This window comes from Nocardia anaemiae NBRC 100462 (assembly GCF_001612725.1).
Lineage (GTDB): Bacteria > Actinomycetota > Actinomycetes > Mycobacteriales > Mycobacteriaceae > Nocardia > Nocardia anaemiae.
Genome location: NZ_BDAZ01000008.1, coordinates 264,850 through 288,695, shown reverse-complemented (window position 1 = coordinate 288,695; position 23,846 = coordinate 264,850). Strand labels below are relative to the sequence as shown.

Genomic DNA, 23,846 nt, shown 5'->3' with positions numbered 1-23,846 from the left:
CCGCTGCGGCATGGCTGGTATCGTTGCCCGTTGGCGTGTGAACGTATGTCGAGCCCCGGGTCTCCACCGGCCGCCGGGAACTCACTCGACCGCACGCCGTGGCTGGCAACACCGACTACAGACAGGGAACCACTGTGCCTACGTACAGCCCCAAGGCGGGTGACGTGACCCGTAAGTGGTACGTCATCGACGCCACTGACGTAGTGCTCGGCCGTCTCGCCGTCCAGGCAGCGAATCTGCTGCGCGGCAAGACCAAGCCGACCTACGCGCCCAACTTCGATGGCGGCGACTTCGTCATCATCATCAACGCCGACAAGGTTGCCATCTCCGGCAACAAGAAGGCCGACAAGCTGATCCACCACCACAGCGGACACCCGGGCGGCCTCAAGTCGCGCACTGTCGGTCAGGTGTTGGAGTCGCGCCCCGATCGTCTCGTGGAGAAGGCCGTCAAGGGCATGATCCCGAAGAACAAGCTCGGCAATGCCATCGCGGGCAAGCTGAAGGTCTACGCGGGCCCGACGCATCCGCACGCCGCCCAGCAGCCCATTCCGTTCGAGATCAAGCAGGTGGCCCAGTGACCGCTCCTGAGGAATTCAACGAGGACTACACCGAGGACGCCAACGTCGAGGTCGTCGAGGAGGACTACGGCTACGAGGCCGAGCCCGCCAGCTACGCCCCGATCGTGATCGACCGTCCGGTGCAGACCGTCGGCCGTCGCAAGGAGGCCGTCGTTCGCGTGCGCCTGCTGCCGGGTACCGGCAACTTCGTGCTGAACGGCCGCACCATCGAGGACTACTTCCCGAACAAGGTGCACCAGCAGCTGGTCAAGTCGCCACTGGTGACCGTCGAGCGGACCGAGTCCTTCGACATCCACGCGCGTCTGGTCGGCGGTGGCCCCTCGGGCCAGGCCGGTGCGCTGCGTCTGGCCATCGCCCGTGCACTCATCGAGGTCACCCCGGATGACCGTCCCGCTCTCAAGCGGGCCGGATTCCTGACGCGTGACCCGCGTGCCACCGAGCGCAAGAAGTACGGCCTCAAGAAGGCCCGCAAGGCGCCGCAGTACTCGAAGCGCTGATTTTGGCTACGTCGGCCGCCGTCATCCGGCACCCTGGGGGTGTCGGAGACGTCCTCATTGCCCCTGCGAGGGATGGCAACGAGACGGTACGGTCGACGGGGCACCTGTACGAGAGCAGGCTCCCAGCACCGCTGGGCGCCTGCTCTCGTGCTGTATGAACTCGAGGCATTCGCGGGGCATTTACCGGTCGCAGAGACGGTCGCCTTGGGGTACGCCGCGGATCCACCGATGATGGGCGAGGGTATGGGACGTTTGTTCGGCACCGACGGAGTCCGTGGGCTTGCCAATGAATCACTGAGTCCGGAACTGGCGCTGCGGGTTTCCGGTGCCGCCGCGCAGGTCCTGAGTCGCGGCAAGGAGCGCGCGCTCGCCGTGGTCGGTCGCGATCCACGCGCCAGCGGTGAGATGCTCGAGGCCGCGGTCACCGCCGGTCTGACCGCCGCGGGCGTGAATGTGCTTTCGGTAGGCGTACTTCCGACCCCAGCCGTGGCGTACCTGACCGGTCTGTACGACGCCTGCCTCGGCGTAATGATCTCGGCCTCGCACAACCCCATGCCGGACAACGGAATCAAGATCTTCGCGGCCGGTGGGCACAAGCTCGACGACGCGGTCGAGGACCGGATCGAGGCATTGATCGCCGAAGGCGCGACGCTGCGGCCGATCGGCGCCGGAATCGGTCGCGTGCTGAACGCTTCGGGCGCCCGCGATCACGGGCGGGTGATCCCGGATCAGTACAGCGAGGCGGGCACGCACGAGCGGTACGTCGAGCATCTGGTCGAGGCGACCGGACAGGATCTGTCCGGGCTGACCGTCGTCGTCGATTGCGCGCATGGCGCGGCCTCCGAGGTCGGCCCCGCGGCCTACCGCGCCGCAGGTGCGACGGTCATCGCGATCAATGCCGAACCGGACGGCCTCAATATCAATGATGGTTGCGGCTCGACCCATCTCGAACAAATTCAGCACGCGGTGCGCGAACACGGCGCTGACCTCGGCATCGCACACGACGGCGATGCGGACCGCACGCTGGCCGTCGATGCCGACGGCGCCATCGTCGACGGTGACGCGATTCTGGCCATTCTCGCGCTCGCCATGCACGAGACCGGTTCGCTGGTCCAGAACACCCTGGTCGCCACGGTCATGAGTAATCTGGGGCTGCATATCGCGATGCGCGAAGCGGGAATTATCTTGCGCACCACCGCTGTCGGCGACCGGTATGTCCTCGAGGAGTTGCGGCGCGGCGGCTACAACCTCGGCGGCGAACAATCCGGACATGTGGTTTTCCCCGACTACGGCACTACCGGCGACGGCATCCTGACCGGATTGAAACTGATGGCTCGGATGGCCCAGACTCGCCGCACATTAGCCGATCTGGCTGCGGTGCTGCAGACGGTGCCGCAGGTGCTGGTGAACGTTCCGGTCACCGACAAGGCGACGGTTGCCGCGGCGCCCGAGATCCGCGAGGCGGTGCAGGAAGCCGAGCGCGTGCTCGGGGATTCCGGGCGAATCTTGCTGCGCCCCAGTGGAACCGAGCAACTTGTTCGAGTGATGGTCGAGGCCACCGACCCGGTGCAAGCTCAGCAACTGGCCGATGACTTGGCCAAGCGCGTCGCCGCGGTGTAGTCGCGCCACGGTACACCGCGGCCGAGCGTCGCAGACACCGTATTACAGCTGCGTGCTCGGTATGGCAGGTGGTGTGCGTGGCGGTAATCGGCCTCGATGACCACCTGTCAGCCCGGCTTCGAGTGACCGACCGACGTCGGCAGGAGACGCGAACGTTTGCCGCGGCACGGCGAGTTGTCCACAGGGAATCTGTTATCCACAGACTTTCTGTTCGCGCTGGTCGGGCAGCGAGGGCGCGGTTCGGTTTCACCGATAGTTGGCGTATGCGACCAGGTCTGGAAGATGTACGGGACAAGCAATTCGGTGTCTTCACCTCATGGCAGGTGCTGTGCAAATACACCCGTACGGAAATGCGAACCTTGCTCGACCGAGGCGAATGGGTCCGGGTCTTCCGCGGCGTCTTCCGGGAGGCAACCACTCCACCCTCGGCTCGACTCCGCGTCGAAGCGGCCCGACTATCCATGGGAGTGCCGACCCTGATCGCCGCGTACCACACCGCCGCCGAACTGCACGGTTTCGCGATACCGCCCAGCCAACCCACCCACGTACTCGGCGTGCAGGATTCGCGCTCCCGCCGCCTCATCGTCCACCGCGACCACATCGACAAGGCCGAACTAGAACTGACCCACGGCATTGTGACCACCAACCCCACTCGAACCGCAATCGACGTAGCCCGCGCCGCCTCCCGCCCCGAAGCGTTGGTCACGCTGGAATCCGCACTGCGCCTCGGCATCTCCCGCAGGGCCCTCACCGCCGAACTCCAACGCCACCACAGACGCCGCGGCTATACCCAGGCCGCCGAACTCGTCCCCCTTGCCGCCCAACCCGAATCGCGCCTCTCCACCCGCCAACACTGCATCAACACCGGACTGAGCTCGTTGCGATTCGTTGAACCGCTTCGGAAAACTGGCGTTCCGTCGCCGCCCCTACACGCTCCAAATCAGCGCGGGAGACTGGAAGGCATGGGCATGGAGCGCGCATTTCCGCGCTTGAGTAGGTGACCTAGCTTTCGGTGAGGTGGCCGTTGTTCATGTGCCAGCGGCGGGTTGCGGTGATCGAGTCGAGCATACGGCGATCGTGGGTGACCAGAAGCATTGTGCCTTCGAAGGATTCGATGGCCTGCTCGAGTTGTTCGATCGCGGGTAGGTCGAGGTGGTTGGTTGGTTCGTCGAGGACCAGCAGATTTACGCCGCGGGCTTGGAGCAGGGCGAGTGCGGCACGGGTGCGTTCGCCGGGGGAGAGGGTTTCGCAGGGGCGCAGGACATGTTGACCGCGGAGGCCGAATTTGGCGAGCAGCGTGCGGACCTCGGCATCGGGCCATTCCGGCATTTCGGCGCTGAAAGTATCTGCGAGGGCGGCACTTCCGCGGAAAAGTCCGCGCGCCTGGTCGACCTCGCCGATTTCCACGCCGGAGCCGAGTGCGGCAGTTCCGGTGTCCGGCTGGATTTTTCCGAGCAGCAGAGCCAGGAGTGTGGATTTGCCGGAACCATTTGTGCCGGTCAGCACGATGCGGTCGGCCCAGTCGACCTGAGTGGTGATCGGGCCGAGCTCGAAATCCCCTCGGGTGAGGGTCGCATTCGACAAAGTGGCGACCACCGAGCCACTGCGCGGGGCCGCCGCGATGGCCATGCGCAGCTCCCACTCCTTGCGCGGCTCCTCGACCACATCCAGCCGCTCGATGCGCCGCTGGGTCTGGCGGGCCTTGGCGGCCTGCTTTTCGGTGGATTCGGCGCGCATCTTGCGGCCCGCCTTGTCGGAGTCGACCTTCTTGGGGTCGCGGGCCTTTCGGCGAGCATTGCGAACGCCGTGTTCGAGCCAGTTGCGCTGCATTTGGGCGCGGGCCTCGAGCCCGGCCTTGGTGTCGGCGTACTCCTCGTAGGCCTCGCGAGCATGCTGGCGGGCGATCTCACGCTCCATCAGATACGCCTCGTAGCCGCCGTCGTAGATCCCGACCCGCTGTTGCGCGAGATCGAGTTCGACAATGCGATTCACGGTGCGCGCCAGGAACTCTCGGTCATGACTGATCACCATCAGCGGCACCCGCACGCCGGTCACGAACTGTTCCAGCCGGGCGAGGCCGTCGAGATCCAGATCGTTCGTCGGCTCGTCGAGTAGGAGAATGTCGAAGCGAGACAAGAGAACCGATGCGAGTCCAGCTCGGGCCGCCTGGCCGCCGGAGAGTCCGGTCATCGCGGTGTCGAGGCCGTTCGGCAGGCTTTCCGCGAGTCCGAGATCCGCCGCGACCTCCTCGGCCCGCTGGTCCAGATCAGCGCCGCCGAGCGCGAGCCAGCGCTCCAGGGCAGGCGAATATTCGTCATCGCCGCCGTCGGCCAAACGTGCTGCCGCAGCATCCATGATGCGTTGTGCTTCGGCGACACCTGTTCGGCGGCAGAGGAATTCGAACACCGTCTCCCCGGCGATCCGCTCGGGCTCCTGCGCCAAGTACCCGACGGTGGCGTCGGGCGGGGACAGCGTGATGCTGCCGGTGGGCGTCGAGCGGTTCGCGAGCATGCGCAGCAGCGTCGACTTGCCCGCACCGTTCATGCCGACCAACCCGATCACATCACCCGGCGCGAGGGTGAAATAGAGGTCGTCGAACAGGGTGCGTTCGCCGTGGCCCGCGGACAGTCCACGCGCGTGCAGAGTGGTGCTCACCAGCACGAGTCTGCCGTGTCCGTGCCGCAGGCTGGCACCGCGGGGTCTCGGGGTTGCACCCTGAGTCCACAGCCTGCGGAAATCAGGGTCGGGATAGGTCATGGGACCGATGTGAGGCGATGTTTTCCCGGGCAGAGTTGATGTCGTACCGAACATCACCAGAGAGGGACCACAATGACCGCCCCCGCGCCTACCCGCCGACTCACCCGCTCCGACAACGACAAGTGGATCGCTGGTGTCTGCGGCGGCATCGCCGAATACTTCGGCTGGAACGCCAACGTCGTCCGGTTGCTCTTCGTCCTGTCCTGCCTGCTCCCGGGGCCGCAGTTCGTCGTGTATCTCGTTCTGTGGCTGATCATTCCGAAAAAGTGATCCCCGATAAATAGGGGGCTCGGAGCTGCGTACGGGACTCGCGGATGACACTATGGACCGGTACCCACCGATCGACCGCCGTGTCACCCACGCGAGTCCCGACCAGGAGGAGTCATGATCACCTCAGGTGAATTCCCGGGCATGGATCTACCCGGCATCGACGCATCCTCCGCCCTGGACGGTCTCGGTGAAGTCGAACTGCACCACCCCTCCCAGGACATCGACGGCGACGGCACCCTCGACACCGTCACCACCACCGGCCCAGAGGCCATGCAGGTGTGGACCGACTGGGACCACGACGGCATCGCCGACCAGGTCACCGTCGTCGAGAAGGACGGCGATTACTCCGCATGGGAGTTCCATCGGCATCCGGACGGGACATCCGAGTGGGTGCGGACCGATCAGGGAAAGATCGGGCACTAGGCCGCCCGAGATCCAATTACACTGTCCGACAACGGCCCCCACAACCCAGACCCTTCGTGGGTACACCCGGCCGCAGGCTGCAATGATCCGCGCGGCTGACGTGCGGATCATTGGAACCTGCGGAACAAGTCGGCCGTACTCGAGTCCATCGGACCTTATGCGACGCGTCGACGGTTGGTTGTAGCCGATAGACCCACCCAGTAGATTTCTGCTCATACGACCTGGGCCGATCGATCCGATGGAACCGAATCCCGCCTGTACGCGTCGAAGGAAGTAGGGCAAGTACTCGGCGCGAGCTGCATCGCCGCCGGACGATCGGACAACAGGACTGGAGGGGCCTTACCGATGACCGATTCGAGCCAGATGTTGGGCGTCAAGACCGGGGAACTCGGTCAGTTCGGCAGTGACCTGCAGCTGTCGGCGGCCGTTGTGACGAACAGTGCCAAGCGGGTATCCGACAATATGTTCGGCGAGGGGGATGCCGGTCGTAACTACGGGCCTCAAGGAAAAGCGATCTATTCCGGTCTGGAAAATGTGGTGAAATGGCTGAAGGCCTGGGGCTCCGCGGGTGCGGCCATCGGGGACACGGTCGGTGCGGCCAGCATTGTCTATTCCGATACCGATAAAGAGAATGCGGAAAAGACCAAAAATGCTTAGCCAAATGCCGGAGATGACGGGTTCGACGAGCGAGGAGTCTTAGCATGGCGGATACGACATCACCTGATATGACCGGTAAGAACGTCGATGCAATTCTCGACACCGGATCGTCGGGTCTCCAATTCTTTGCTCAGTTGATCGAGCGGTACAAGAAAGCGTTCGGGCACGACCCGAGTATGACGTTGAATCAAATCTACGCCAGGTATGACGAACAGCGTGGCATGAACCTGGAAAAGTTGGCCAATACCGCTACGGCTCTTCGCTCATCGCTCAACGAGGCTGATACCCAGTGGGATACGCAGTACGCATTGTCGCAGAAGCTGGAAACGATATGGACCGGGCAGGCGGCTGGAGCTGCGAAGTATATGTTCGGACAGCAACTCGCAATGGCCAAGGAGGATCGCCGCAAGGCCAGGGCTGCGCTCGATGCGATTACTACCGTGGTGCCCAAACTGCGGTCGGCGGTTCAATCGAAGGCCGATCACGTCCATGAACTGGCAAGTAGCTCTGGTGAAGTAAAGGTCGATGGCAAGTCTCCCTCGGATATCGACGAGATAATCAAAGGTGCCAATACCGGCTGGTCGGACTTTTCGTGGGAGGATGTGGGAATCACTTCCGCCCTTGGCGGTCTTACTTTCGGTGTGGGTGGCGTAGCAGCGGGCGGTAAGTTGGCTTTCGATCGAGAATCTACGAAGAAGGTCAGCCGCAAGTGGCTCGATGATGTTTTCAAGAAGAAATTCGAGGACACGCTGACCAACTTCGTGGACAAGTGCAACTCGACGGATACGGCAATCAAAGAGGCGTATCCATTGTTGGTCAAGGCCATGGCGGATCTGGGTAGCAACCCTTATCCGCGCCCGCAAGGAACCAGCCCAACCACGACTAATAACAATAACAACAATCCCACTAACACCACCACCAGCGGCACCACGACTTCGTCGACTCCCGGTACGACCACGACGCCGAGCACGACTACTTCGACACCGACGACCACAACCACGACGACACCCTCCGCTACCACCACGGCGAGCAATCTGCTGTCCGGGCTGTCATCCCTCACTTCTGCGGCATCGCAACTGACTTCGCTCGGTCAAACCGTGGGTCAAGGACTCACCTCGCTGGGCACTTCGATCAAGGACGGGATCGATAATGCGGTGAAGGAGATCGAAAAGACTCTCAATCCGACGGGCACTGAAGACAAGGATGGCGACGGCAAGCCGGATGACGACAGTAAATCGAGCGCCGAGTTCGATTTGGCCGGAAAGCATTTGAAGTTCGAAATGGGCCAGGACGGAGAGTTGAAACTGGTCTCGACCGATGCCGACGGAAAGTCGCACGAGTACAGCATGAAGCTGGACGAGAACGGTGCACCGGTCATCTCCGACCGCGAGGTCGAGACGGAAGGCGAAGAGCCTGAGGGCACTTCCCCTGACAACTCGCAGCAGGAGCAGAGCACAGGAAGTCCGGGCACAACCTCCGGCGTGCCTACGGGTACGGGCACCAAGCGGGAAGAGGACGGCGAGCACACGCCGGACCCGGCGCTTACCGGCACTGGGGAAGCGGAACCCGAGCAACCGTTCGACAGTGGAGCGCAACTTGCCGAGGCGGGCCCGCTCTAGTAATGGACGCGATTAGTGGAGGTGCGGGGTGACGAATTACTCGGAAGAGATCGAGCGGATATTCGAAGAGCACGACCGCCAGGCTCGGATGCTGCGCGAGGAACTCGTGGAAATCGAGCAGCGCAGCGCGGACCGGGGTCGCGAATTCGTCGAACAAATGAACGCGGAAATGCGCGAGTTCTGGGAAGAACACGCTGAGGAACTGGAGAAGGCACAGGCGGAGGCGGAGGAGCGAGAACGTCGCGAGGCCGAGGCCCGTGCCGAGCAGGAACGTCTCGCTGCCGAGGCCCGCGAGCAGCGAGAGGCGATCGCGCGGTCGATCGCGGCTCGTAAAGCCCACGATGTGGTCACACCGATCGACGAGGACGACGATCCAGAGTCCGAGTATTACCGCCGCAAGAGCTGGTTGATCTGAGGACTTCGGGGTCTACCAGCGGTTTCTTCGGCTTGGCGGAGGCGTTGGGTTATTTGGTCGATCCAGGTGGTGAAGGGGGTAGTCAGGTCGGTGGGAGTGGTGGGCGGATGGTTAGTTGTTGGGCGCGATGTTCGGTGTAGCGGCCGTCGTTGGTTATGTCGTGCATTGGACGGTGGTGACGGGAGCGCTGAGTTTGTTGGCGGGGCCGGTGTAGAAACGGCGGAGCCGTCGACGGGCGATTCAGGAGGCGTTGGTCGCTCGCGGGGCGGCAGTCCAGGAATGGTGGTTGGCTTCCGGAATTCCGTTGGCTACGTTGCGAACTCCGTCGGCTGCGGCTTGCTTGTCGTTCGATATCTGCGTGATCAGTGGAGTCAGCTCGTGGGCTCTGGTGACGTAGCGGTTGATCGCGTCTTCTCCGGTAATGCGTTCGCGCACAGTCTGCCGCGCCTGACCGCAGGAGCCGCACTCGGCTGCTTCGGGCCTCACCGAGCCCGGAACCGGTTCGGATACGGCGCAATTGCGCAGCGGAACAGGGGCTGGAAATTTCGACGATCTTGTAATGCGACTCCATCACCGGATAGACACTGTTGTCCGAATACCCTGGTGCTCCTGGCCGCCGGTTACATCGAACAGTGCCGGACCCCTATTCAGCTGAATCGACCGTGCCGAGCAGTTGACCGCTGTGCGAGCGCCCGACACCCGAGTTCCCGCCGGTACGCAATCCAGTCGGTTACCCGGAATGCCAACGGCCCGTTGACAGTCCGCACCTCATAGCCCTACCGTCGAATCGGAATAGGATTCCGGTTCATCATTTGACCGATAGGACGCCATGACCACCCACTGGACCCTCCCGCGAATCCTCGTCGGCGCCGTCCTGCTCAACACCCTCGTCGGCCCCCTGCTCGCCGACCTGGTCATCCCCGACATCGCCGACCTCCACCTGCACAACCCCGCTTGGCCCCCACATGCCAAATTCCACGACGCCCAATACATCGGCATGGGCACGCTCATCGGCGCGATCGGACTGGTGGTCCTATGGCAGCGAACAGGGAACCTCCGCGCCCAGTTCTTCCTGGCCGCCGGACTCGGATCGGTCACCTGGCTGGCCATGTTCGGCGCGCTGCTGTTCCCCGGCACCGCAGCCCAGGACCCTGAGCATGCGGCCGATGCCACCAAGGTCATCGGCATGGATCCGCAGCTGTTCATCGCCTTGGTAATGCTGATTGTCTTGGCGGTCGCGATCGTTGTCGAGCGCACTCGCGTACCGATCCGGGGCTAACCTACGGCCAGCAGACAGGGAGATCGATGACCGACCGCAAACTCCGCACCGACGCCGCCCGCAATCGTGACCAGGTCCTCGCCACCGCGTCGGCACTGTTCGCCGAACAGGGTGACGCGGTGCAGATGGCCGATGTGGCGCGCGCCGCCGGGGTCGGGGTCGGCACCATCTATCGTCATTTCCCGACCCGCCGCGCTCTGATCGAGGCGGCCGCCGAACAGCGGTTCGCCGGAATCCTCGAGCATGTACGCCGCACGTGCCTACCGAATCCGGATACGAGGCAAGCGCTGGCCGGTTTCCTCGGTCATGTCGCCGAAGTGCACGAGCAGGGGCGTGCACTGTCCGGCACCATCGAATCGGTGCTCGGCGACACCGAACCGCGCGGTGCGGTACGCGACGACCTCGCCGAACTCGGCGCGGAACTGCTGGCCAGGGGCCGAGCCGATGGCAGCATTCGCGCCGATGCGACCGTCGCCGACCTTTATATGATCGTCGGCGCGGTCGCAACGATCAGTCGCGACGGATTCGGCGACTGGCGGCGGTTCATCGAACTCGCCCTCGACGGCCTCCGGCCATGATCACTTGCGCAACAGTTGCGCGATCTGCATGACCGAAAGTTTCGGCTTCTCCTCCTCGCGCGGCGCTTCCGGATCGATAACAGTGGTGTGCGGGATAACCGCCTCCGGGTCGGAAAACGCCGCATATGTCTTGTCGCGCAAGAGTTTGTGCAGCAGATATCCGGTGAGCAGCGCCCGTGTGGTCCGCGCGGTCTTGGACTCATGCTTGCCCGCACCCAACGCGGCCAGCGCCCGACGTCCTTCGACAATGCCGTTATGTGACGCCCCGTCGACGGCCCGCAACACCGCCGATCCGGCCCACGCGGCGGCCAGCGGGATCGCATTCGAGCTGACCGATTCGATATCGGTTGCCCCCGCCAGCACCAACGCGGGCGTGTCGATATCGGGTGCGATGGACTCGGCGGTCGGCGCGGTCGGCGCCGGGTAGAGGGCGGCAACCGCGGCGACGCGACGCTGCCCGGCGGCAATCACCGCGGCGCCTGCGCCCATGCCGTGCCCGGCCAGCGCCAGCCGCTCCGGGTGCACGCTGATCGCGCCGTCCCCCAGCCGGACACTGGTGCAGATATCGAGCGTGGTGAGTAGATCGGTGGCCAGCCCGAGGTGTGACGGAATCGGTCCGCGCTCGGTATCTGGGGCCGCGGCCACAAAACCCCAGGACGCCAGGTGTTCGAGCGTGGCGCGATAGTTGGCGGCGCCGGTCAGCCAGCCGTGGCCGAAGGCGACCGCGGGTAGATTCAGGCCGGACTCCGGGGTGAACACCACGCCGGGCTGACCGGCGATGGCGAGATTGCCGCGCAGTACGCGGTGGGGCCCCCGGCTGGTCAGGGTGCTCAGGAGTGATTTCACAGACGCCGACACGACGTGAACGTTATCCGATAAGTACTCTGGTGAGCCATGTGCGGAATCGTGGGGTACGTCGGGTACCGGGACGCCCTCGGCGTTGTCGTTGACGCGTTGCGCCGCATGGAATATCGAGGATACGACTCGGCGGGCGTCGCGATCCTGGATGGCGCGGGCGTGTTGGCGGTGGAACGCAAGGCGGGCAAACTGGCCAATCTCGAGGCCGAACTCGCCGAAATCGGGACCGACAACTTCGCCGGTACCACCGGCATGGGACACACCCGCTGGGCCACCCACGGCGCGCCGACCGACCGCAACGCCCACCCGCACCGCGACACCACCAACAAGGTGGCCGTCGTGCACAACGGCATCATCGAGAACTTCGCGCCGCTGCGTCGGGAGCTCGAAGACGCGGGTGTCGAGTTGGGCAGTGATACCGACACCGAGGTCGCCGTGCACCTGGTGGCGCGGGCATACGCCGAAGGCCCGACCGCGGGTGATTTCGCGGCGAGCGCGCTGGCCGTGCTGCGTCGGCTGGAGGGTGCGTTCACGTTGGTCTTCACCCATGCCGACCATCCGGACATCATTGTCGCCGCGCGTCGCTCGACGCCGCTTGTCGTCGGTGTCGGCAAGGGTGAGATGTTCATCGCCTCCGATGTCACCGCATTCATCGAGCACACCCGCGAGGCCGTCGAACTCGGCCAGGACCAAGCCGTGGTGATCACCGCCGACAGCTACACGGTCACCGATTTCGCGGGCAACGACGCACTGGTGCGGACCCGCCCGTTCACCATCGACTGGGATCTTGCCGCCGCGGAGAAGGGCGGGCACGACTTCTTCATGCTGAAGGAGATCGAGGAGCAGCCCGCCGGTGTCGCCGACACGCTGATCGGCCACTTCACCCACGATGAAGCCGGTGGCCGGATCGTGCTGGACGAGCAGCGCCTCGCCGATCAGGAACTGCGCGATTTCGACAAGGTATTCGTCGTCGCCTGCGGCAGTTCCTATCACGCCGGACTGTTGGCCAAGTACGCGATCGAGCACTGGACCCGGCTGCCCGTCGAGGTCGAGCTGGCCAGTGAATTCCGTTACCGCGACCCGGTTCTGGACCGGTCCACGCTGGTGGTGGCGATCTCGCAATCGGGCGAGACCGCCGACACCCTCGAGGCGGTGCGGCACGCCAAGGAGCAGAAGGCGCGCGTGCTCGCCATCTGCAATACCAATGGCGCACAGATTCCGCGCGAGTCGGATGCGGTGCTCTATACCAGGACCGGACCGGAGATCGGTGTCGCGTCCACCAAGGCATTCCTGGCGCAGGTGGCGGCGAACTACCTGGTCGGGCTGGCCTTGGCGCAGGCTCGCGGCACCAAGTATCCGGATGAGGTGGCGCGTGAGTTCGCCGAACTCGAGGCGATGCCGCAGCTGGTGCAGCAGGTGCTGGAGACCGCGCCGCAGGTGCGCGCGATCGCCAGGGAACTGGCGCACGTGCCGACAGTGCTTTTCCTCGGTCGCCACGTCGGCTATCCGGTGGCGCTGGAAGGTGCGCTCAAGCTCAAGGAACTCGCGTACATGCACGCCGAGGGATTCGCGGCGGGTGAACTGAAGCATGGTCCGATCGCGCTGATCGAGGAGGGGCTGCCGGTGATAGTGGTCATGCCCTCACCCAAGGGGCGCGCGGTGCTGCATTCGAAGCTGCTCAGCAATATCCGTGAGATCCAGGCCCGCGGCGCCCGCACCATCGTGATCGCCGAGGAGGGCGATGACACGGTACGCCCATTCGCCGACGACCTGATCGAGATCCCCTCGGCGCCAACGCTTTTCCAGCCGTTGCTGTCGACCGTCCCGCTGCAGATCTTCGCCGCGGAAGTGGCTCAGGCTCGTGGGTACGACATCGACAAGCCGCGCAACCTGGCCAAGTCCGTCACCGTCGAATAGCGAGAGGACTTGTTCGCTCGTCCCGCAAGCGAGAGAGCGACTCCCACTAACCCCCGGAAGCGATCCAACGAGAGGCTGGTCGCCCCGCTCTCTGACCCGTCGATCTGCGCGGCACGAGACCGGTCCAAGCGGTGCCGCACAGGCAGTGACTACCTCGCACAGGCTCTACCTTGTGCGAGGTAATCACTGGGTGTGCGACAACTTGCGGGCGGATCTGTTGCTGGAGCTTCTGTGGCTATGTGCTGTGGCGCCGCCGGTGACAAGGTCTTCAGGAACGCCCGGCCGCGACCAGGGGTTCGGTTGTCTCGCTTGGCGTTTCGACTCCGCGGCGTTCGAGATTGCCCGACAGGACCGCCAGACCCAGCGCGCTCACGACCAGGGCAACGCCGACCCAGTTCGGCGAGGTGTACCCGTATCCTGCGGCGATGACGATGCCGCCGAGCCAGGCGGAGATCGCGTTGCCGAGGTTGAATGCGCCGATATTGAGGGCTGAGGCCAGCGTCGGCGCGTTACCTGCTTGGTCGAGGACGCGCTTTTGCAGCGGTGGGACGGTCGCGAACCCGAGGGCGCCGATGAGGACGACGGTGATGGCGGCCGCGATCTTGTTGTGTGCGGTGAGCGTGAATAGTGCGAGCACCAGCGCGAGGCCGCCGAGGGTGGTGTAGAGCATCGGCATCAGATGCCGGTCGGCGAATTTGCCGCCGATCAGGTTGCCGAGGAAGAAGCCGATGCCGAACAGAACGAGCAGCCAGGTGACCGAACTCGGCGCATAGCCGGTGACCTCGGTCATCATCGGTGCGAGGTAGGTGATCGCCGCGAAGACACCGCCGAAGCCGAGCACCGTCATGGCCATTGCGAGCAGTACCTGCGGGTTGGTGAGGACGGCGAGTTCGTGACACAGGCGCGCATCGTGGGGTGCGGGCTGTTCGGGTACCAGCGCCGTGACGCCGACCAGACCGGCAAGGCCGACCAGCGCGACGAGCAGGAAGGTGAGCCGCCACCCGAATTGCTGGCCGAGCAGGGTGCCCAGCGGCACGCCGACGATGGTCGCGACGGTCAGTCCGGTGAACATCATGGCGATCGCTCCGGCTTTGCGATCCGGGGCGACCAGACTTCCGGCGACCACCGATCCGATGCCGAAGAAGGCGCCGTGCGCGAGTGAGGCGACGATGCGTCCGGTCAGCATGAGACCGAAAGTCGGTGCGAGCGCGGACAATACATTGCCCGCGATCAGCAGCAACAGGCTGACGAGCAGCATGCGCTTGCGGGAGACCCGGGTGCCGAGCCCGGTCATGATCGGCGCGCCGACCAGCACGCCGAGCGCGTATCCGGTGACCAGCAGACCTGCGGTGGGGATCGACACGGTGTAGGTGTCGGCGATGTCGGGCAGCAGTCCGACGACAACGAATTCGGTGGTGCCGATTCCGAAGGCCCCAAGTGTCAGGGCGAGTAGTGCGAGCGGCATGAGCACGAGCCTCCACGTGATGTTGCGCCTGAGCTTTACAGGCGCCAACAATAATTGCATACGCGCTTTAATTGCAAGCGCGGGCTATTGCGATATTCGTCTATCCTGGAGGAACGAGCCCCGATGCAGAAGGAATGCCATGACCGCGGATGCCGCCCTGACCGGCCTGGCCGATGGTTGGTACGCACTGTCGCTGCTGCACGATCGGATCGAGGCGCATATCGAACGCGCCCTGCAATCCGGTCATGAGCTGAGCGTGCGCGAGTTTTCGCTGCTCGTCGTGCTCAGTCGCCAGCACGACGGACCCGGCGGTCACCTGCGCATGAACCAGGTCGCCGAAGCCGTGGTGCTCAGCCAGAGCGCGACGACCCGTCTGGTCACCCGCCTCGAAGACCGTGGCCTGCTCCAGCGCTACCTCTGCCCCGACGATCGCCGCGGCATCTACACCGACGTCACCCCGGCTGGCATGGAACTACTGACCCGCGCCCGGCCCACCCACGACACCGCCCTGTCCAGCGCCCTTGGCCAAGCCGCCGCGGACCCCGAACTTGCTCCATTGGTCGCCGCCGTAGCAGCGATGAACGCCAACGCCGCCCGAATCCCCCAGGCATAACCCTCGTTCGGGATCGAAGGTCGGCTGGTGCAGATCCAGCTGTTCGCCGTGCCCGGACCAAACGCCGAGGCGGGCCATCGCGCCAGGCACCTCTTCCTGGTGCCAGGAGAACCCTCACGCCAACGGACTGCAACGCCAGTCAGGCGCACCGACCTATGTGCGTGCCGCCATGGGGACATGTTGTCCGAATCGGCTGGTGCGCGGGTTGATCGACGTGATGATCTGACCCTGCCGCGCTGGGCTCGGAATGTGTATCGAGTGTCGTGGCCGGGTGATGCCGATGCGGTCGGAGGGGCCGTGATCGTGGCGAACAGGGTTTCTGCGTGAGCTGCGCTTTCGGGCATTATCCGTTCGACTTCCCGCCACTATCCCGCCGTGGAAGGCTGGGCGGACGCTGACGTGCGGAAATGCCTTGTTGCTCGAGTTATCCGAGCCGGATCCCCGGCACCGTTGGGCGTGGCGCGGGCCGGAGCGGCGGGCAGGCCCTCGCGCCCGGCTACTCGACGGTGACTGTGCCGCGCATCTGGGGGTGCAGGGAGCACAGGTAGCGGTAGGTGCCGGGGGCGAAGAAGGTGTAGCTCCATTCGCCCTTGTCGAAGATCGGGCTGTTGATGCCCATGGCCTTATCGCCGATGCCCTGAACGGTGTGCGGGACCGAGTCCTTGAACTTCCAGGTCACGGTTTCGCCGACCTTGACGGTGACATCGGCGGGGGAGAACTTCATATCCGTGACGTCTACGGTGACGGCGGCGGGCTTCGAATCGCCGGACTTGGTGGTGGTGGTCGTGTGACCGGACTTCGCCGTGCTCGATGCGGCGGTCGGATTCGTATCGCCGGAGCCGCAGCCCGCCAGCAATAGTGTCGCGGCCAAAACGAATCCGGTTGCGATCCGGGTGGATATCGCGCGGCGCACCATCGGCATGACGGCCAAGCGTAGTCTGCTGACGGTGCGGGCCCGTGCGGCACCATGGCGTCGCCGCATGGGCGTATCCCGTACCGGCCCGAGCCGCAGTGCCCGATCGACGCAGTGGAGGCGAGCGTTCATGTCCAGTCAGCGGGGCTATTACACCGCCGATGAAGTGCGCGTGGCCGAGGCCGAGCTGTTCACCCGCGTCCCCGAGGGCATGCCCATGCATCGGGCGGCCTATGGATTGGCGCGGGTAGTCGCGAGCGAATTGCGTGCGCGGACCGGCGGCATCGCGGGTAGGTCGGTGCTGCTGCTCGTCGGCTCCGGCGATAACGGCGGTGACGTGCTCTGGGCCGGATCAATGCTGCGCCACCGCGGTGTCGCCGTCACCGCGGTGCTACTGAATCCGGCACGCGCCCACGTGAAAGGCCTTGCCGCCCTGCGCAAAGCAGGCGGTCGGATCCGAAGTGCATCGGACCTGTCGCGCGCGGATGGGTCGAGCTCGTCCGGCTCGAGTGGCGCCGGATCGAGCCACGGTGCGTCAATCCTGGACGAAATCAATTCGGCTGCACCGGATCTGGTGATCGATGGCATCGTCGGAATCTCCGGTCACGGCCCACTGCGACCAATGGCTGCGGAAATCGTTGCTGCTCTGGATGTTCCGATCATCGCCGCCGATCTCCCCAGTGGAGTTGATCCGGACACCGGCGCGGTCACCGGCCCCGCTGTTCGTGCCGAGGTCACCGTCGCATTCGGCGCTTACAAGCCGGTTCATGCCTTGGCGTCGCCCTATTGTGGCCGAATCGAATTGGTACCCATCGGTTTACGGTTACCCGAACCGAACCTCGCGGCGCTGGAACCTGCGGAGATCGGTGCGCACTGGCCGATCCCGGGGCCCGCCGACGACAAATACAGCCAGGGCGTCACCGGCATCTGCGCGGGCAGCGCGACCTATCCCGGCGCCGCCGTACTGTGCACTGGCGCCGCTGTCGCGGCCACCTCCGGCATGGTCCGCTACGCCGGAACCGGCTCGGCCGAGGTCCTCGACCATTTCCCGGAAGTCATTGCCGCCCAGACCATCTCGTCCACCGGTCGAGTGCAGTCCTGGGTGTTCGGCCCCGGCGCGGGCACCGACACAGACGCCCACAAACGACTCGCCGAAATCCTCGCCACCGACCTTCCCGTCGTCGTCGATGCCGACGGCCTGACCTTGCTCGCCGCCGATCCCGACCTGGTCCGCGGCCGCGCCGCACCCACCGTATTGACCCCGCACGCAGGCGAATTCGCCCGCCTGACCGGACACGAGGTCGGCCACGACCGGGTCGCCGCCGTCCGCGAACTCGCCGAATCCTGGCAACTCACCGTCCTGCTCAAAGGCCGAGCCACCCTGATCGCCACCCCGGGCCGCCCTGTACTCGTCAACGAGGCAGGTGGTTCCTGGGCCGCCACCGCCGGTGCGGGTGACGTCCTCTCCGGCATCATCGGCGCGCTCCTCGCCGCTGGCCGCGACCCCGCCTGGTCCGCTGTCGCTGCCGCCCGCGTCCACGCCCTCGCCGCCAACCTCGCCGCCCACGAAAACCACCCCGCCGCCGCCCCCACCTCCGCATCCCCTCTCCTCGAGCACCTGCGCCCGGCAATCCGCACCTTGCGCACGCTTGCCGCGAAGTAACATGGCTGGCCCGGACACCAGTTCGACCAGACATGCTGATCTCGGCACTCCACTCCTCGACCGCCGCCGTCCGGGCACCCACGTCCTACCTGCGCCCGCCGTCAAATACCTGCCGTTGCGCCTGGAGCCGACGCCCTCGCCGCCAACCTCACCGCTTACGAAAATCACGTCTTAGCCGTTCCCGTCTGGGCGGTCCCGCTCCTCGCTATCTTCGGCCCGCGATCCGTATCTTGTGCGTTCGCGCTGTCCTGTAAATCGAGGCTCTTGCCGCCTACGAAAATCGCGTGTCCGCCGTTCCCGTCTCGGCAATGACGCGCCGCGCCATCTCCGTCCCGCGATCCGCATCCCGCGTGCCTCGCCGCCCCGTAACCCGACGCCCTCGCGCGCGTCAGGCGGCGAATGGCAGGATCACTAAGCGTGGAGGCGCAAGTGGAGACGGTTATCGATCTGGATGCCATTGCCCACAACGTGCGGGTCCTGCGTGAATATGCGGGGGATGCGGCGGTGATGGCGGTGGTCAAGGCCGACGGCTACAACCACGGCGCCGTCGAGGTCGGGCGGGCCGCGTTGGCGGCTGGGGCAGCGGAACTCGGGGTCACCACGGTCGCCGAGGCGGTCCAGTTGCGCATGGCCGGAATTACCGCCCCGATCCTGTGTTGGCTCAATAATTCCGATGCCGACTTCGGCGCCGCGATCGAGCACGATATCGAGGTCGGTGTCTCTTCCCTGGAGGTCCTGCGGGCGATCGAGGCCGCGGCGCGCGCAACCGGACGAACCGCGGTCGTCTCGCTGAAGGTCGACACCGGCCTCAACCGCAACGGCATCGCACCGCCCGACTACCAGGCCGTCCTGGTGGCCCTGCGCACGCTGGTGGACGAACAGGTGGTGCGTTTGCGCGCGATCTTCTCCCACCTCGCACACGCCGACGAGCCGGAACACCCCTTCCTCGACGTCCAGCGCGACCGATTCGTCGAGGCCATCGCCGCCGCAAAGGAGCACGGCCTCGAACCGGAACTGGTACACCTCGCGAACTCGGCCGCCACGCTCACCCGCCCGGATCTGGCCTTCGATATGGTCCGCCCCGGCATCGCGATGTACGGCCTGACCCCGATCCCCGAACTCGGCGAGTTCGGCCTGCGCCCCGCGATGACCTTCCAGGCCCGTGTTGCCTTGGTCAAGCAGGTCGCCGCCGGTGAAGGCGTCTCCTATGGCCACCAGTGGCTCGCCCCGCGCGACACCACCGTCGCCCTCATCCCAGCCGGATACGCCGACGGTGTGTTCCGTCCGTTGAGCGATCGCTTCGCAGTGTGGCTCGGCGGCGCGTTGCGCCCCAACGTCGGTCGCATCTGCATGGACCAATTCGTCGTCGATCTGGGCGACAATGCCGCGGGCGTCACCGAGGGTGATACCGCGATCCTGTTCGGCGCGGACCAACCGCGCGCCCAGGACTGGGCCGATCTGCTCGGCACCATCCACTACGAGATCGTGTGCTCCCCACACGGCCGCGTGGTGCGGCGCCATGTAGGGGGAATCCGATGAGAACAGTCGTCCGCGGCGGACTGGCAACCGCCGGTGTGGTCGGCGCGCTGGCCTCGGCCCACGCTTTGCGCCGCATCGGCGCCCGCGTGCTCCGGCCCGCCAGCGCCGATGAGTACCGCGACGAGAACTTCGACCTGCTCGCGGAGGACCGCTCCGGCGCGGTGCTCACCGAAGACGGTGTGCGCCTCGCCACCCGGGAATGCGGCCCGCCCGACGCACCGGTCACCGTGATCTTCGTGCACGGTTTCTGCAACACCATGGAGTCCTACCACTTCCAGCGCCGTCATCTGGAAAAGCGTTGGGGCACAAGCGTTCGCCTGGTCTTCTTCGATCTGCGCGGCCACGGCCGCTCGGGTACCCCGACCACCGACAGTTGCACCGTCGCCCAACTCGGTCGCGATCTGGTCGCCGTCATCGAGGCGACCGCCCCGACCGGTTCGGTGGCGCTGGTCGGTCATTCGCTCGGCGGCATGGCCGTGCTGGCCGCGGCCGCGCAGTTCCCGGAGTTGTTCGCGGCGCGGGTGATCGGGGTCGGTCTGCTTTCGACCGCCGCCGCCGAGGTCACCTCGGCGGGTATCACGCAACTGTTGCGTAACCCGGCTGTCGACGGTTTCCGCTTGGCCGTGTACACCGCGCCCGCGTTGGTGCAGGCCGGGCGCAGCACCGTCCGGCATGTGATCGCGCCGATACTGCACGTCAGCTCGTTTCACGGGCACGTGAGCCCGACTCTGTCCCGCTTCAGCACGCTCATGATCGACCGCACACCCGTGGAAACGATCGTGAAGTTCCTGAAGGCCATCGAACTGCACGACGAATCGGCCGCGCTGCCGACACTCGCGGGCCTGCCGGTGCTGGTGCTCGGCGGCGCACACGATGTCGTCATCCCGTTCCGCAATTCGCGGGCGCTGGCACGTGAACTGCCCGATAGTGAACTCGTCCGACTCGATGACGCGGCGCATATGGCGCATATGCAATTCCCGGATATCGTCAACGCCGCACTCGACCGGCTGCTCATGCGTGCGGGCGTCATCGAGGACATCCCATCGAACGCGGAGATCGCCGGTGGCTGAACGGCAGCAACGGATTCTGCCCACGGTCGCCGACACCGAGGCCTTCGGTCGCGAACTCGCCGCCGGACTGGGCGCGGGCGATCTGGTGGTGCTCGACGGGCCGCTCGGCGCGGGCAAAACCGCATTGACTCGCGGCATCGCCGAGGGCCTCGGTGTGCAGGGCCGGGTCAGCTCACCGACCTTCATCATCGCCCGCCAGCACCGGGCCGGACAGCGCCAGGGCGCCGCGCCGGTGCCGCTGGTGCATGTGGACGCCTACCGACTCGGCGGCGATCTGGACGAATTGGACGCCCTCGATCTCGACACCGATCTGCACCAGGCGGTCGTGGTGGTCGAGTGGGGCAAGGGTGTCGTGGAACACCTCGCCGAGCGGCACCTGTACGTGCTGCTCTCCCGCGAACCGAATTCCGAAGTCCGCACCGCGATCTGGGAATGGGTCGGTTAGCTCGCGAGATGGCGGATAGGCGGGGCGCCGTAACGACCGAGTAGGTCCGCACCGCGCGCAGGTACCACCCGGTATCGTTGGGTCAATCATGCTTGTATTAGCCGTCGACACCGCGACACCCGCCGTAACAGCGGGATTGGTGGAACTGGAGCAGGCCGCATCTGGCACCCTCGCCCCGGGCCGGGTGCATACCGTCGCCGCTCGCGTCCGGGTCGACGCCCGCGCCCACGCCGAGGTGCTCACCCCACAAATCCTCGAATGCCTCTCGGAGGCAGACCGTTCCAGGGCCGATATCGAGGCCGTCGTGGTCGGCATCGGCCCGGGTCCGTTCACCGGACTTCGGGTCGGCATGGCGACCGCCGCCGCCTTCGGTGACGCGCTCGGCATCCCGGTCTACGGCGTGTGCAGTCTCGACGCGATCGCCGCCGACGCGGTGCTCGAACCCGCGCTGCTGCCGGGCATCACACCCGAGAGCGAACTGCTCGTGGTCACCGACGCGCGCCGCCGCGAGGTGTACTGGGCCCGCTACCGTGACGGATTTCGCATCGAGGGCCCGGAAGTGAGCAAGCCGGGTGACCTGGATCCCGTGCAGGCCACCGTGATCGCCGGATCCGCCTCGCACGTGGACCTGTTCGACCTTCCCGTGCTTCCGGCCGAGACCCCGTCGCCCGCCGGTCTGGTGCGGGTCGCGGCTGCCGCACTGCTGGCGCGCGCCGTGCCGGAACCGTTGATCCCGCTGTACCTGCGCAGACCGGACGCGGTCGAACGGAGCTACCGCACGCTCGACCGGACGGGAGCGTGACGGCCGTGCAGCCGAGCAGACCCGCGATTCGCATCGAGCCCATGGACGTCGCGGATATCGAACGCTGTGTCGAACTCGAGCAGTTGTTGTTCCCCGAGGACGATCCGTGGCAGGCGGTGTCGTTCCGCTCGGAGCTGGCCGGGCCGCACAACCGCTATATCGTCGCGCGCGACGAGGCCGGACGGATGGTCGGCTACGCGGGTATCGCGCTGCTCGGTAATCCCGAACATCCCGAGGCCGAGGTGCACACCATCGGCGTCGATCCCGGCTGCCATCGCGGTGGTGTCGGCACGATGCTGCTGGAAGCGCTGCTCGCCGAGGCGGGAAAGCGCGGCGGGCCGGTCTTCCTCGAGGTGCGCACCGATAACGCCCCCGCCATCGCGCTCTACGCCAAGCACGGCTTCCACATCATCGGCCTGCGCAAGAACTACTACCACCCCAGCGGCGCCGACGCCTACACCATGCGCAGACCGGAACTGGCCGCGAATCCGGCCTGGCGCCCGCAACCGACCGAATCGGCACAGCCGAACGAGGTGCTGTCGTGATCGTCATGGGCATCGAAAGTTCCTGCGACGAAACGGGAGTCGGCATTGTGCGCCGACACCCCGACGGCACCTGTGAACTGCTCGCCGACGAGGTCGCCTCCAGCGTCGAACAGCACGCCCGCTTCGGCGGCGTGGTCCCGGAGATCGCCTCGCGCGCCCATCTCGAGGCCATCGTGCCCGCCATGCGCCGAGCCCTGGCCGCCGCGGGCATCAGCAAGCCCGACGCGCTCGCGGTGACCATCGGACCCGGACTGGCCGGTGCGCTGCTGGTCGGTGTCGCGGCCGCGAAAGCCTATGCGGCGGCGTGGGATGTGCCGTTCTACGCACTGAACCATCTCGGCGGACACGTCGCGGTGGACACCCTCGAACACGGCCCGATGCCGCCGTGTGTCGCGCTGCTGGTCTCCGGCGGGCACACGCATCTGCTGCACGTCACCGATCTGTCCGAGCCGATCGTCGAACTCGGCAGCACCGTCGACGACGCCGCGGGCGAAGCCTTCGACAAGGTCGCCCGGCTACTCGGCCTCGGCTTCCCCGGCGGCCCCGCGCTGGATGCCGCTGCGGCACATGGCGATCCGAAGGCCATCGCCTTCCCGCGCGGTATGACCGGCCCGCGTGATCCCCGCTACGACTTCTCCTTCTCCGGCCTCAAAACCGCTGTCGCCCGCTACGTCGAGGCGGCACAGCGCAATGGCTTCACCGCCGATGAGCTGCCGATCCCGGACATCGCGGCATCGTTCCAGGAGTCGGTCGCCGACGTACTCACCATGAAGGCAGTGCGCGCGGCCAAGGACGTCGGTGTCGAGACCCTCGTCCTCGGCGGCGGCGCCACCGCCAACTCCCGGATCCGCTCGATGGCCGAAGACCGCTGCGCCACGGCCGGATTGCACCTTCGTGTCCCCAAACCCCGCCTGTGCACCGACAACGGCGTAATGATCGCCGCCCTCGGCGCCCACGTAATCGCAGGCGGCGCCCCCCCATCCCCCCTAACCGTCGCCACCGACCCCGGCCTCCCCGTCTCCGTCAGCCAAGTCGGCTGACTCCCCCCGGATAGCAATCAAGATCAGGTGGCACTGGTGGCGGCCCCACTCGCGTTTTGCCGCCATGGTTTCCACGTGATCATCCGTCCAGCACCCGAGGCGGTGGCTGGTGCCTGTGATGGTTGGGGCTGTGGGCCTGGTGTGCCTTCGAGAGGTGTCTCGGTGTCTGATAAGTGGTTGTCGAGTGGCCTCGCGCTGGGTGCCCCGCCTGCTCGGTAGTGATTGTCCTTGCGTGAGGTAGTGGCTGCTCTCGCATTTGGGGGCGCCTGTCCTCGCGCTTGGT

At 65.8% G+C, this 23,846-nt stretch carries 25 protein-coding genes and 1 pseudogene; 20 read left to right on the top strand and 6 right to left on the bottom strand.

Features of this window, described 5'->3' with window-relative positions:
* Positions 1–134 precede the first annotated feature (134 nt).
* The 4 genes from rplM to NA5_RS06910 all read left to right on the top strand — a co-directional run bounded on the left by rplM (position 135) and on the right by NA5_RS06910 (position 3,696).
* On the top strand, positions 135–578 hold the full coding sequence (gene rplM / locus NA5_RS06925; RefSeq protein ID WP_040686710.1) for a 50S ribosomal protein L13: 444 nt from the start codon (positions 135–137) through the stop codon (positions 576–578).
* On the top strand, positions 575–1,075 hold the full coding sequence (gene rpsI / locus NA5_RS06920; protein WP_062983046.1) for a 30S ribosomal protein S9: 501 nt from the start codon (positions 575–577) through the stop codon (positions 1,073–1,075). The genes rplM and rpsI overlap by 4 nt, the downstream gene beginning before the upstream one ends.
* Positions 1,076–1,318: 243 nt before the next feature.
* Positions 1,319–2,695: a phosphoglucosamine mutase gene (gene glmM, locus NA5_RS06915; RefSeq protein WP_062983349.1), complete on the top strand. Its 1,377-nt coding sequence runs from the start codon at positions 1,319–1,321 to the stop codon at positions 2,693–2,695.
* A gap of 263 nt (positions 2,696–2,958) precedes the next feature.
* Entirely contained in the window at positions 2,959–3,696 is a 738-nt protein-coding gene (locus NA5_RS06910; RefSeq protein ID WP_062983044.1) for a type IV toxin-antitoxin system AbiEi family antitoxin, read from the top strand.
* Position 3,697: 1 nt separating this feature from the next.
* Here the strand turns inward: NA5_RS06910 and NA5_RS06905 are convergent, their stop codons facing one another.
* A complete protein-coding gene (locus NA5_RS06905) occupies positions 3,698–5,350 on the bottom strand; it encodes an ABC-F family ATP-binding cassette domain-containing protein (RefSeq protein ID WP_062983347.1) in 1,653 nt (550 codons plus the stop codon).
* A gap of 174 nt (positions 5,351–5,524) precedes the next feature.
* Between NA5_RS06905 and NA5_RS06900 the strand changes: the two genes are divergently transcribed.
* The 5 genes from NA5_RS06900 (at position 5,525) to NA5_RS06880 (ending at position 8,836) form a co-directional block, all read left to right on the top strand.
* Positions 5,525–5,722, top strand: a complete 198-nt coding sequence (locus NA5_RS06900; RefSeq protein WP_062983042.1) for a PspC domain-containing protein — start codon at positions 5,525–5,527, stop codon at positions 5,720–5,722.
* A gap of 114 nt (positions 5,723–5,836) precedes the next feature.
* Complete coding sequence (locus NA5_RS06895; protein ID WP_062983039.1) at positions 5,837–6,145, top strand: DUF6802 family protein; 309 nt, start codon at positions 5,837–5,839, stop codon at positions 6,143–6,145.
* Between the two features lie 345 nt (positions 6,146–6,490).
* Positions 6,491–6,802 (top strand): hypothetical protein, encoded by a 312-nt coding sequence (locus NA5_RS06890; protein WP_062983037.1) that lies wholly within the window; start codon positions 6,491–6,493, stop codon positions 6,800–6,802.
* Between the two features lie 44 nt (positions 6,803–6,846).
* Positions 6,847–8,421 carry a hypothetical protein gene (locus NA5_RS41610; RefSeq protein WP_062983035.1) on the top strand — a complete coding sequence of 525 codons (1,575 nt, stop codon included), beginning with the start codon at positions 6,847–6,849 and terminating at the stop codon, positions 8,419–8,421.
* 28 nt (positions 8,422–8,449) lie between these two features.
* Positions 8,450–8,836: a hypothetical protein gene (locus tag NA5_RS06880; RefSeq protein ID WP_157110266.1), complete on the top strand. Its 387-nt coding sequence runs from the start codon at positions 8,450–8,452 to the stop codon at positions 8,834–8,836.
* Positions 8,837–9,076: 240 nt separating this feature from the next.
* Here NA5_RS06880 and NA5_RS06875 read toward each other — a convergent pair whose 3' ends face one another.
* Positions 9,077–9,322, bottom strand: coding sequence for a hypothetical protein (locus NA5_RS06875; RefSeq protein ID WP_157110265.1), 246 nt, complete (start codon positions 9,320–9,322; stop codon positions 9,077–9,079).
* Between the two features lie 343 nt (positions 9,323–9,665).
* On the opposite strand from NA5_RS06875, the gene NA5_RS06870 reads away from it, so the two are divergent.
* Together NA5_RS06870 and NA5_RS06865 are read left to right on the top strand one after the other, a co-directional pair.
* Complete coding sequence (locus tag NA5_RS06870) at positions 9,666–10,115, top strand: DUF6640 family protein (RefSeq protein WP_062983029.1); 450 nt, start codon at positions 9,666–9,668, stop codon at positions 10,113–10,115.
* A gap of 26 nt (positions 10,116–10,141) precedes the next feature.
* On the top strand, positions 10,142–10,693 hold the full coding sequence (locus tag NA5_RS06865; RefSeq protein WP_062983027.1) for a TetR/AcrR family transcriptional regulator: 552 nt from the start codon (positions 10,142–10,144) through the stop codon (positions 10,691–10,693).
* Here NA5_RS06865 and NA5_RS06860 read toward each other — a convergent pair whose 3' ends face one another.
* The gene (locus NA5_RS06860; RefSeq protein ID WP_062983025.1) at positions 10,694–11,551 is read right to left on the bottom strand and encodes a dienelactone hydrolase family protein; all 858 of its coding nucleotides are present in this window, start codon (positions 11,549–11,551) and stop codon (positions 10,694–10,696) included.
* Positions 11,552–11,587: 36 nt separating this feature from the next.
* On the opposite strand from NA5_RS06860, the gene glmS reads away from it, so the two are divergent.
* Positions 11,588–13,468, top strand: a complete 1,881-nt coding sequence (gene glmS, locus NA5_RS06855; protein ID WP_062983022.1) for a glutamine--fructose-6-phosphate transaminase (isomerizing) — start codon at positions 11,588–11,590, stop codon at positions 13,466–13,468.
* A 268-nt stretch (positions 13,469–13,736) separates the two neighbouring features.
* Here the strand turns inward: glmS and NA5_RS06850 are convergent, their stop codons facing one another.
* Positions 13,737–14,933 (bottom strand): MFS transporter, encoded by a 1,197-nt coding sequence (locus tag NA5_RS06850; RefSeq protein ID WP_062983020.1) that lies wholly within the window; start codon positions 14,931–14,933, stop codon positions 13,737–13,739.
* A 139-nt stretch (positions 14,934–15,072) separates the two neighbouring features.
* Between NA5_RS06850 and NA5_RS06845 the strand changes: the two genes are divergently transcribed.
* Positions 15,073–15,546, top strand: coding sequence for a MarR family winged helix-turn-helix transcriptional regulator (locus tag NA5_RS06845; RefSeq protein WP_062983018.1), 474 nt, complete (start codon positions 15,073–15,075; stop codon positions 15,544–15,546).
* On the opposite strand, the pseudogene NA5_RS40205 reads toward NA5_RS06845, so the two are convergent.
* Both NA5_RS40205 and NA5_RS06840 read right to left on the bottom strand, forming a co-directional pair.
* Positions 15,535–15,657: pseudogene (locus tag NA5_RS40205) on the bottom strand (amidohydrolase); the annotation flags it as partial. The gene NA5_RS06845 and the pseudogene NA5_RS40205 sit on opposite strands and share 12 nt — an antisense overlap.
* Positions 15,658–16,042: 385 nt before the next feature.
* Positions 16,043–16,528: a cupredoxin domain-containing protein gene (locus tag NA5_RS06840; protein WP_245672123.1), complete on the bottom strand. Its 486-nt coding sequence runs from the start codon at positions 16,526–16,528 to the stop codon at positions 16,043–16,045.
* Positions 16,529–16,589: 61 nt separating this feature from the next.
* On the opposite strand from NA5_RS06840, the gene NA5_RS06835 reads away from it, so the two are divergent.
* From NA5_RS06835 to tsaD, 7 genes are all read left to right on the top strand, one after another.
* Positions 16,590–18,122, top strand: coding sequence for an NAD(P)H-hydrate dehydratase (locus NA5_RS06835; protein WP_062983016.1), 1,533 nt, complete (start codon positions 16,590–16,592; stop codon positions 18,120–18,122).
* A 399-nt stretch (positions 18,123–18,521) separates the two neighbouring features.
* Entirely contained in the window at positions 18,522–19,661 is a 1,140-nt protein-coding gene (gene alr / locus NA5_RS06830; protein WP_062983014.1) for an alanine racemase, read from the top strand.
* Complete coding sequence (locus NA5_RS06825; RefSeq protein WP_062983012.1) at positions 19,658–20,731, top strand: alpha/beta fold hydrolase; 1,074 nt, start codon at positions 19,658–19,660, stop codon at positions 20,729–20,731. Before alr ends, NA5_RS06825 begins: the two co-directional genes overlap by 4 nt.
* Positions 20,724–21,176 (top strand): tRNA (adenosine(37)-N6)-threonylcarbamoyltransferase complex ATPase subunit type 1 TsaE, encoded by a 453-nt coding sequence (gene tsaE, locus NA5_RS06820; protein ID WP_062983010.1) that lies wholly within the window; start codon positions 20,724–20,726, stop codon positions 21,174–21,176. Before NA5_RS06825 ends, tsaE begins: the two co-directional genes overlap by 8 nt.
* Before the next feature lie 88 nt (positions 21,177–21,264).
* Positions 21,265–21,978, top strand: coding sequence for a tRNA (adenosine(37)-N6)-threonylcarbamoyltransferase complex dimerization subunit type 1 TsaB (gene tsaB / locus NA5_RS06815; protein WP_062983008.1), 714 nt, complete (start codon positions 21,265–21,267; stop codon positions 21,976–21,978).
* A 41-nt stretch (positions 21,979–22,019) separates the two neighbouring features.
* On the top strand, positions 22,020–22,523 hold the full coding sequence (gene rimI, locus NA5_RS06810; protein ID WP_062983343.1) for a ribosomal protein S18-alanine N-acetyltransferase: 504 nt from the start codon (positions 22,020–22,022) through the stop codon (positions 22,521–22,523).
* Positions 22,520–23,563: a tRNA (adenosine(37)-N6)-threonylcarbamoyltransferase complex transferase subunit TsaD gene (tsaD, locus tag NA5_RS06805; protein ID WP_062983001.1), complete on the top strand. Its 1,044-nt coding sequence runs from the start codon at positions 22,520–22,522 to the stop codon at positions 23,561–23,563. The genes rimI and tsaD overlap by 4 nt, the downstream gene beginning before the upstream one ends.
* The last annotated feature ends 283 nt before the right edge of the window (positions 23,564–23,846 follow it).

Excerpts from the sequence above, each read along its gene's own strand:
- glmM (WP_062983349.1), top strand. The coding sequence starts at position 1,319 with ATGGGACGTTTGTTCGGCACCGACGGAGTCCGTGGGCTTGCCAATGAA.
- NA5_RS06910 (WP_062983044.1), top strand. The coding sequence starts at position 2,959 with ATGCGACCAGGTCTGGAAGATGTACGGGACAAGCAATTCGGTGTCTTC.
- NA5_RS06900 (WP_062983042.1), top strand. The coding sequence starts at position 5,525 with ATGACCGCCCCCGCGCCTACCCGCCGACTCACCCGCTCCGACAACGAC.
- NA5_RS06895 (WP_062983039.1), top strand. The coding sequence starts at position 5,837 with ATGATCACCTCAGGTGAATTCCCGGGCATGGATCTACCCGGCATCGAC.
- NA5_RS06890 (WP_062983037.1), top strand. The coding sequence starts at position 6,491 with ATGACCGATTCGAGCCAGATGTTGGGCGTCAAGACCGGGGAACTCGGT.
- NA5_RS41610 (WP_062983035.1), top strand. The coding sequence starts at position 6,847 with ATGGCGGATACGACATCACCTGATATGACCGGTAAGAACGTCGATGCA.
- NA5_RS06870 (WP_062983029.1), top strand. The coding sequence starts at position 9,666 with ATGACCACCCACTGGACCCTCCCGCGAATCCTCGTCGGCGCCGTCCTG.
- NA5_RS06865 (WP_062983027.1), top strand. The coding sequence starts at position 10,142 with ATGACCGACCGCAAACTCCGCACCGACGCCGCCCGCAATCGTGACCAG.
- glmS (WP_062983022.1), top strand. The coding sequence starts at position 11,588 with ATGTGCGGAATCGTGGGGTACGTCGGGTACCGGGACGCCCTCGGCGTT.
- NA5_RS06850 (WP_062983020.1), bottom strand. The coding sequence starts at position 14,933 with ATGCCGCTCGCACTACTCGCCCTGACACTTGGGGCCTTCGGAATCGGC.
- NA5_RS06845 (WP_062983018.1), top strand. The coding sequence starts at position 15,073 with ATGACCGCGGATGCCGCCCTGACCGGCCTGGCCGATGGTTGGTACGCA.
- NA5_RS06840 (WP_245672123.1), bottom strand. The coding sequence starts at position 16,528 with ATGCGGCGACGCCATGGTGCCGCACGGGCCCGCACCGTCAGCAGACTA.
- NA5_RS06835 (WP_062983016.1), top strand. The coding sequence starts at position 16,590 with ATGTCCAGTCAGCGGGGCTATTACACCGCCGATGAAGTGCGCGTGGCC.
- alr (WP_062983014.1), top strand. The coding sequence starts at position 18,522 with ATGGCAGGATCACTAAGCGTGGAGGCGCAAGTGGAGACGGTTATCGAT.
- NA5_RS06825 (WP_062983012.1), top strand. The coding sequence starts at position 19,658 with ATGAGAACAGTCGTCCGCGGCGGACTGGCAACCGCCGGTGTGGTCGGC.
- tsaB (WP_062983008.1), top strand. The coding sequence starts at position 21,265 with ATGCTTGTATTAGCCGTCGACACCGCGACACCCGCCGTAACAGCGGGA.
- rimI (WP_062983343.1), top strand. The coding sequence starts at position 22,020 with ATGGACGTCGCGGATATCGAACGCTGTGTCGAACTCGAGCAGTTGTTG.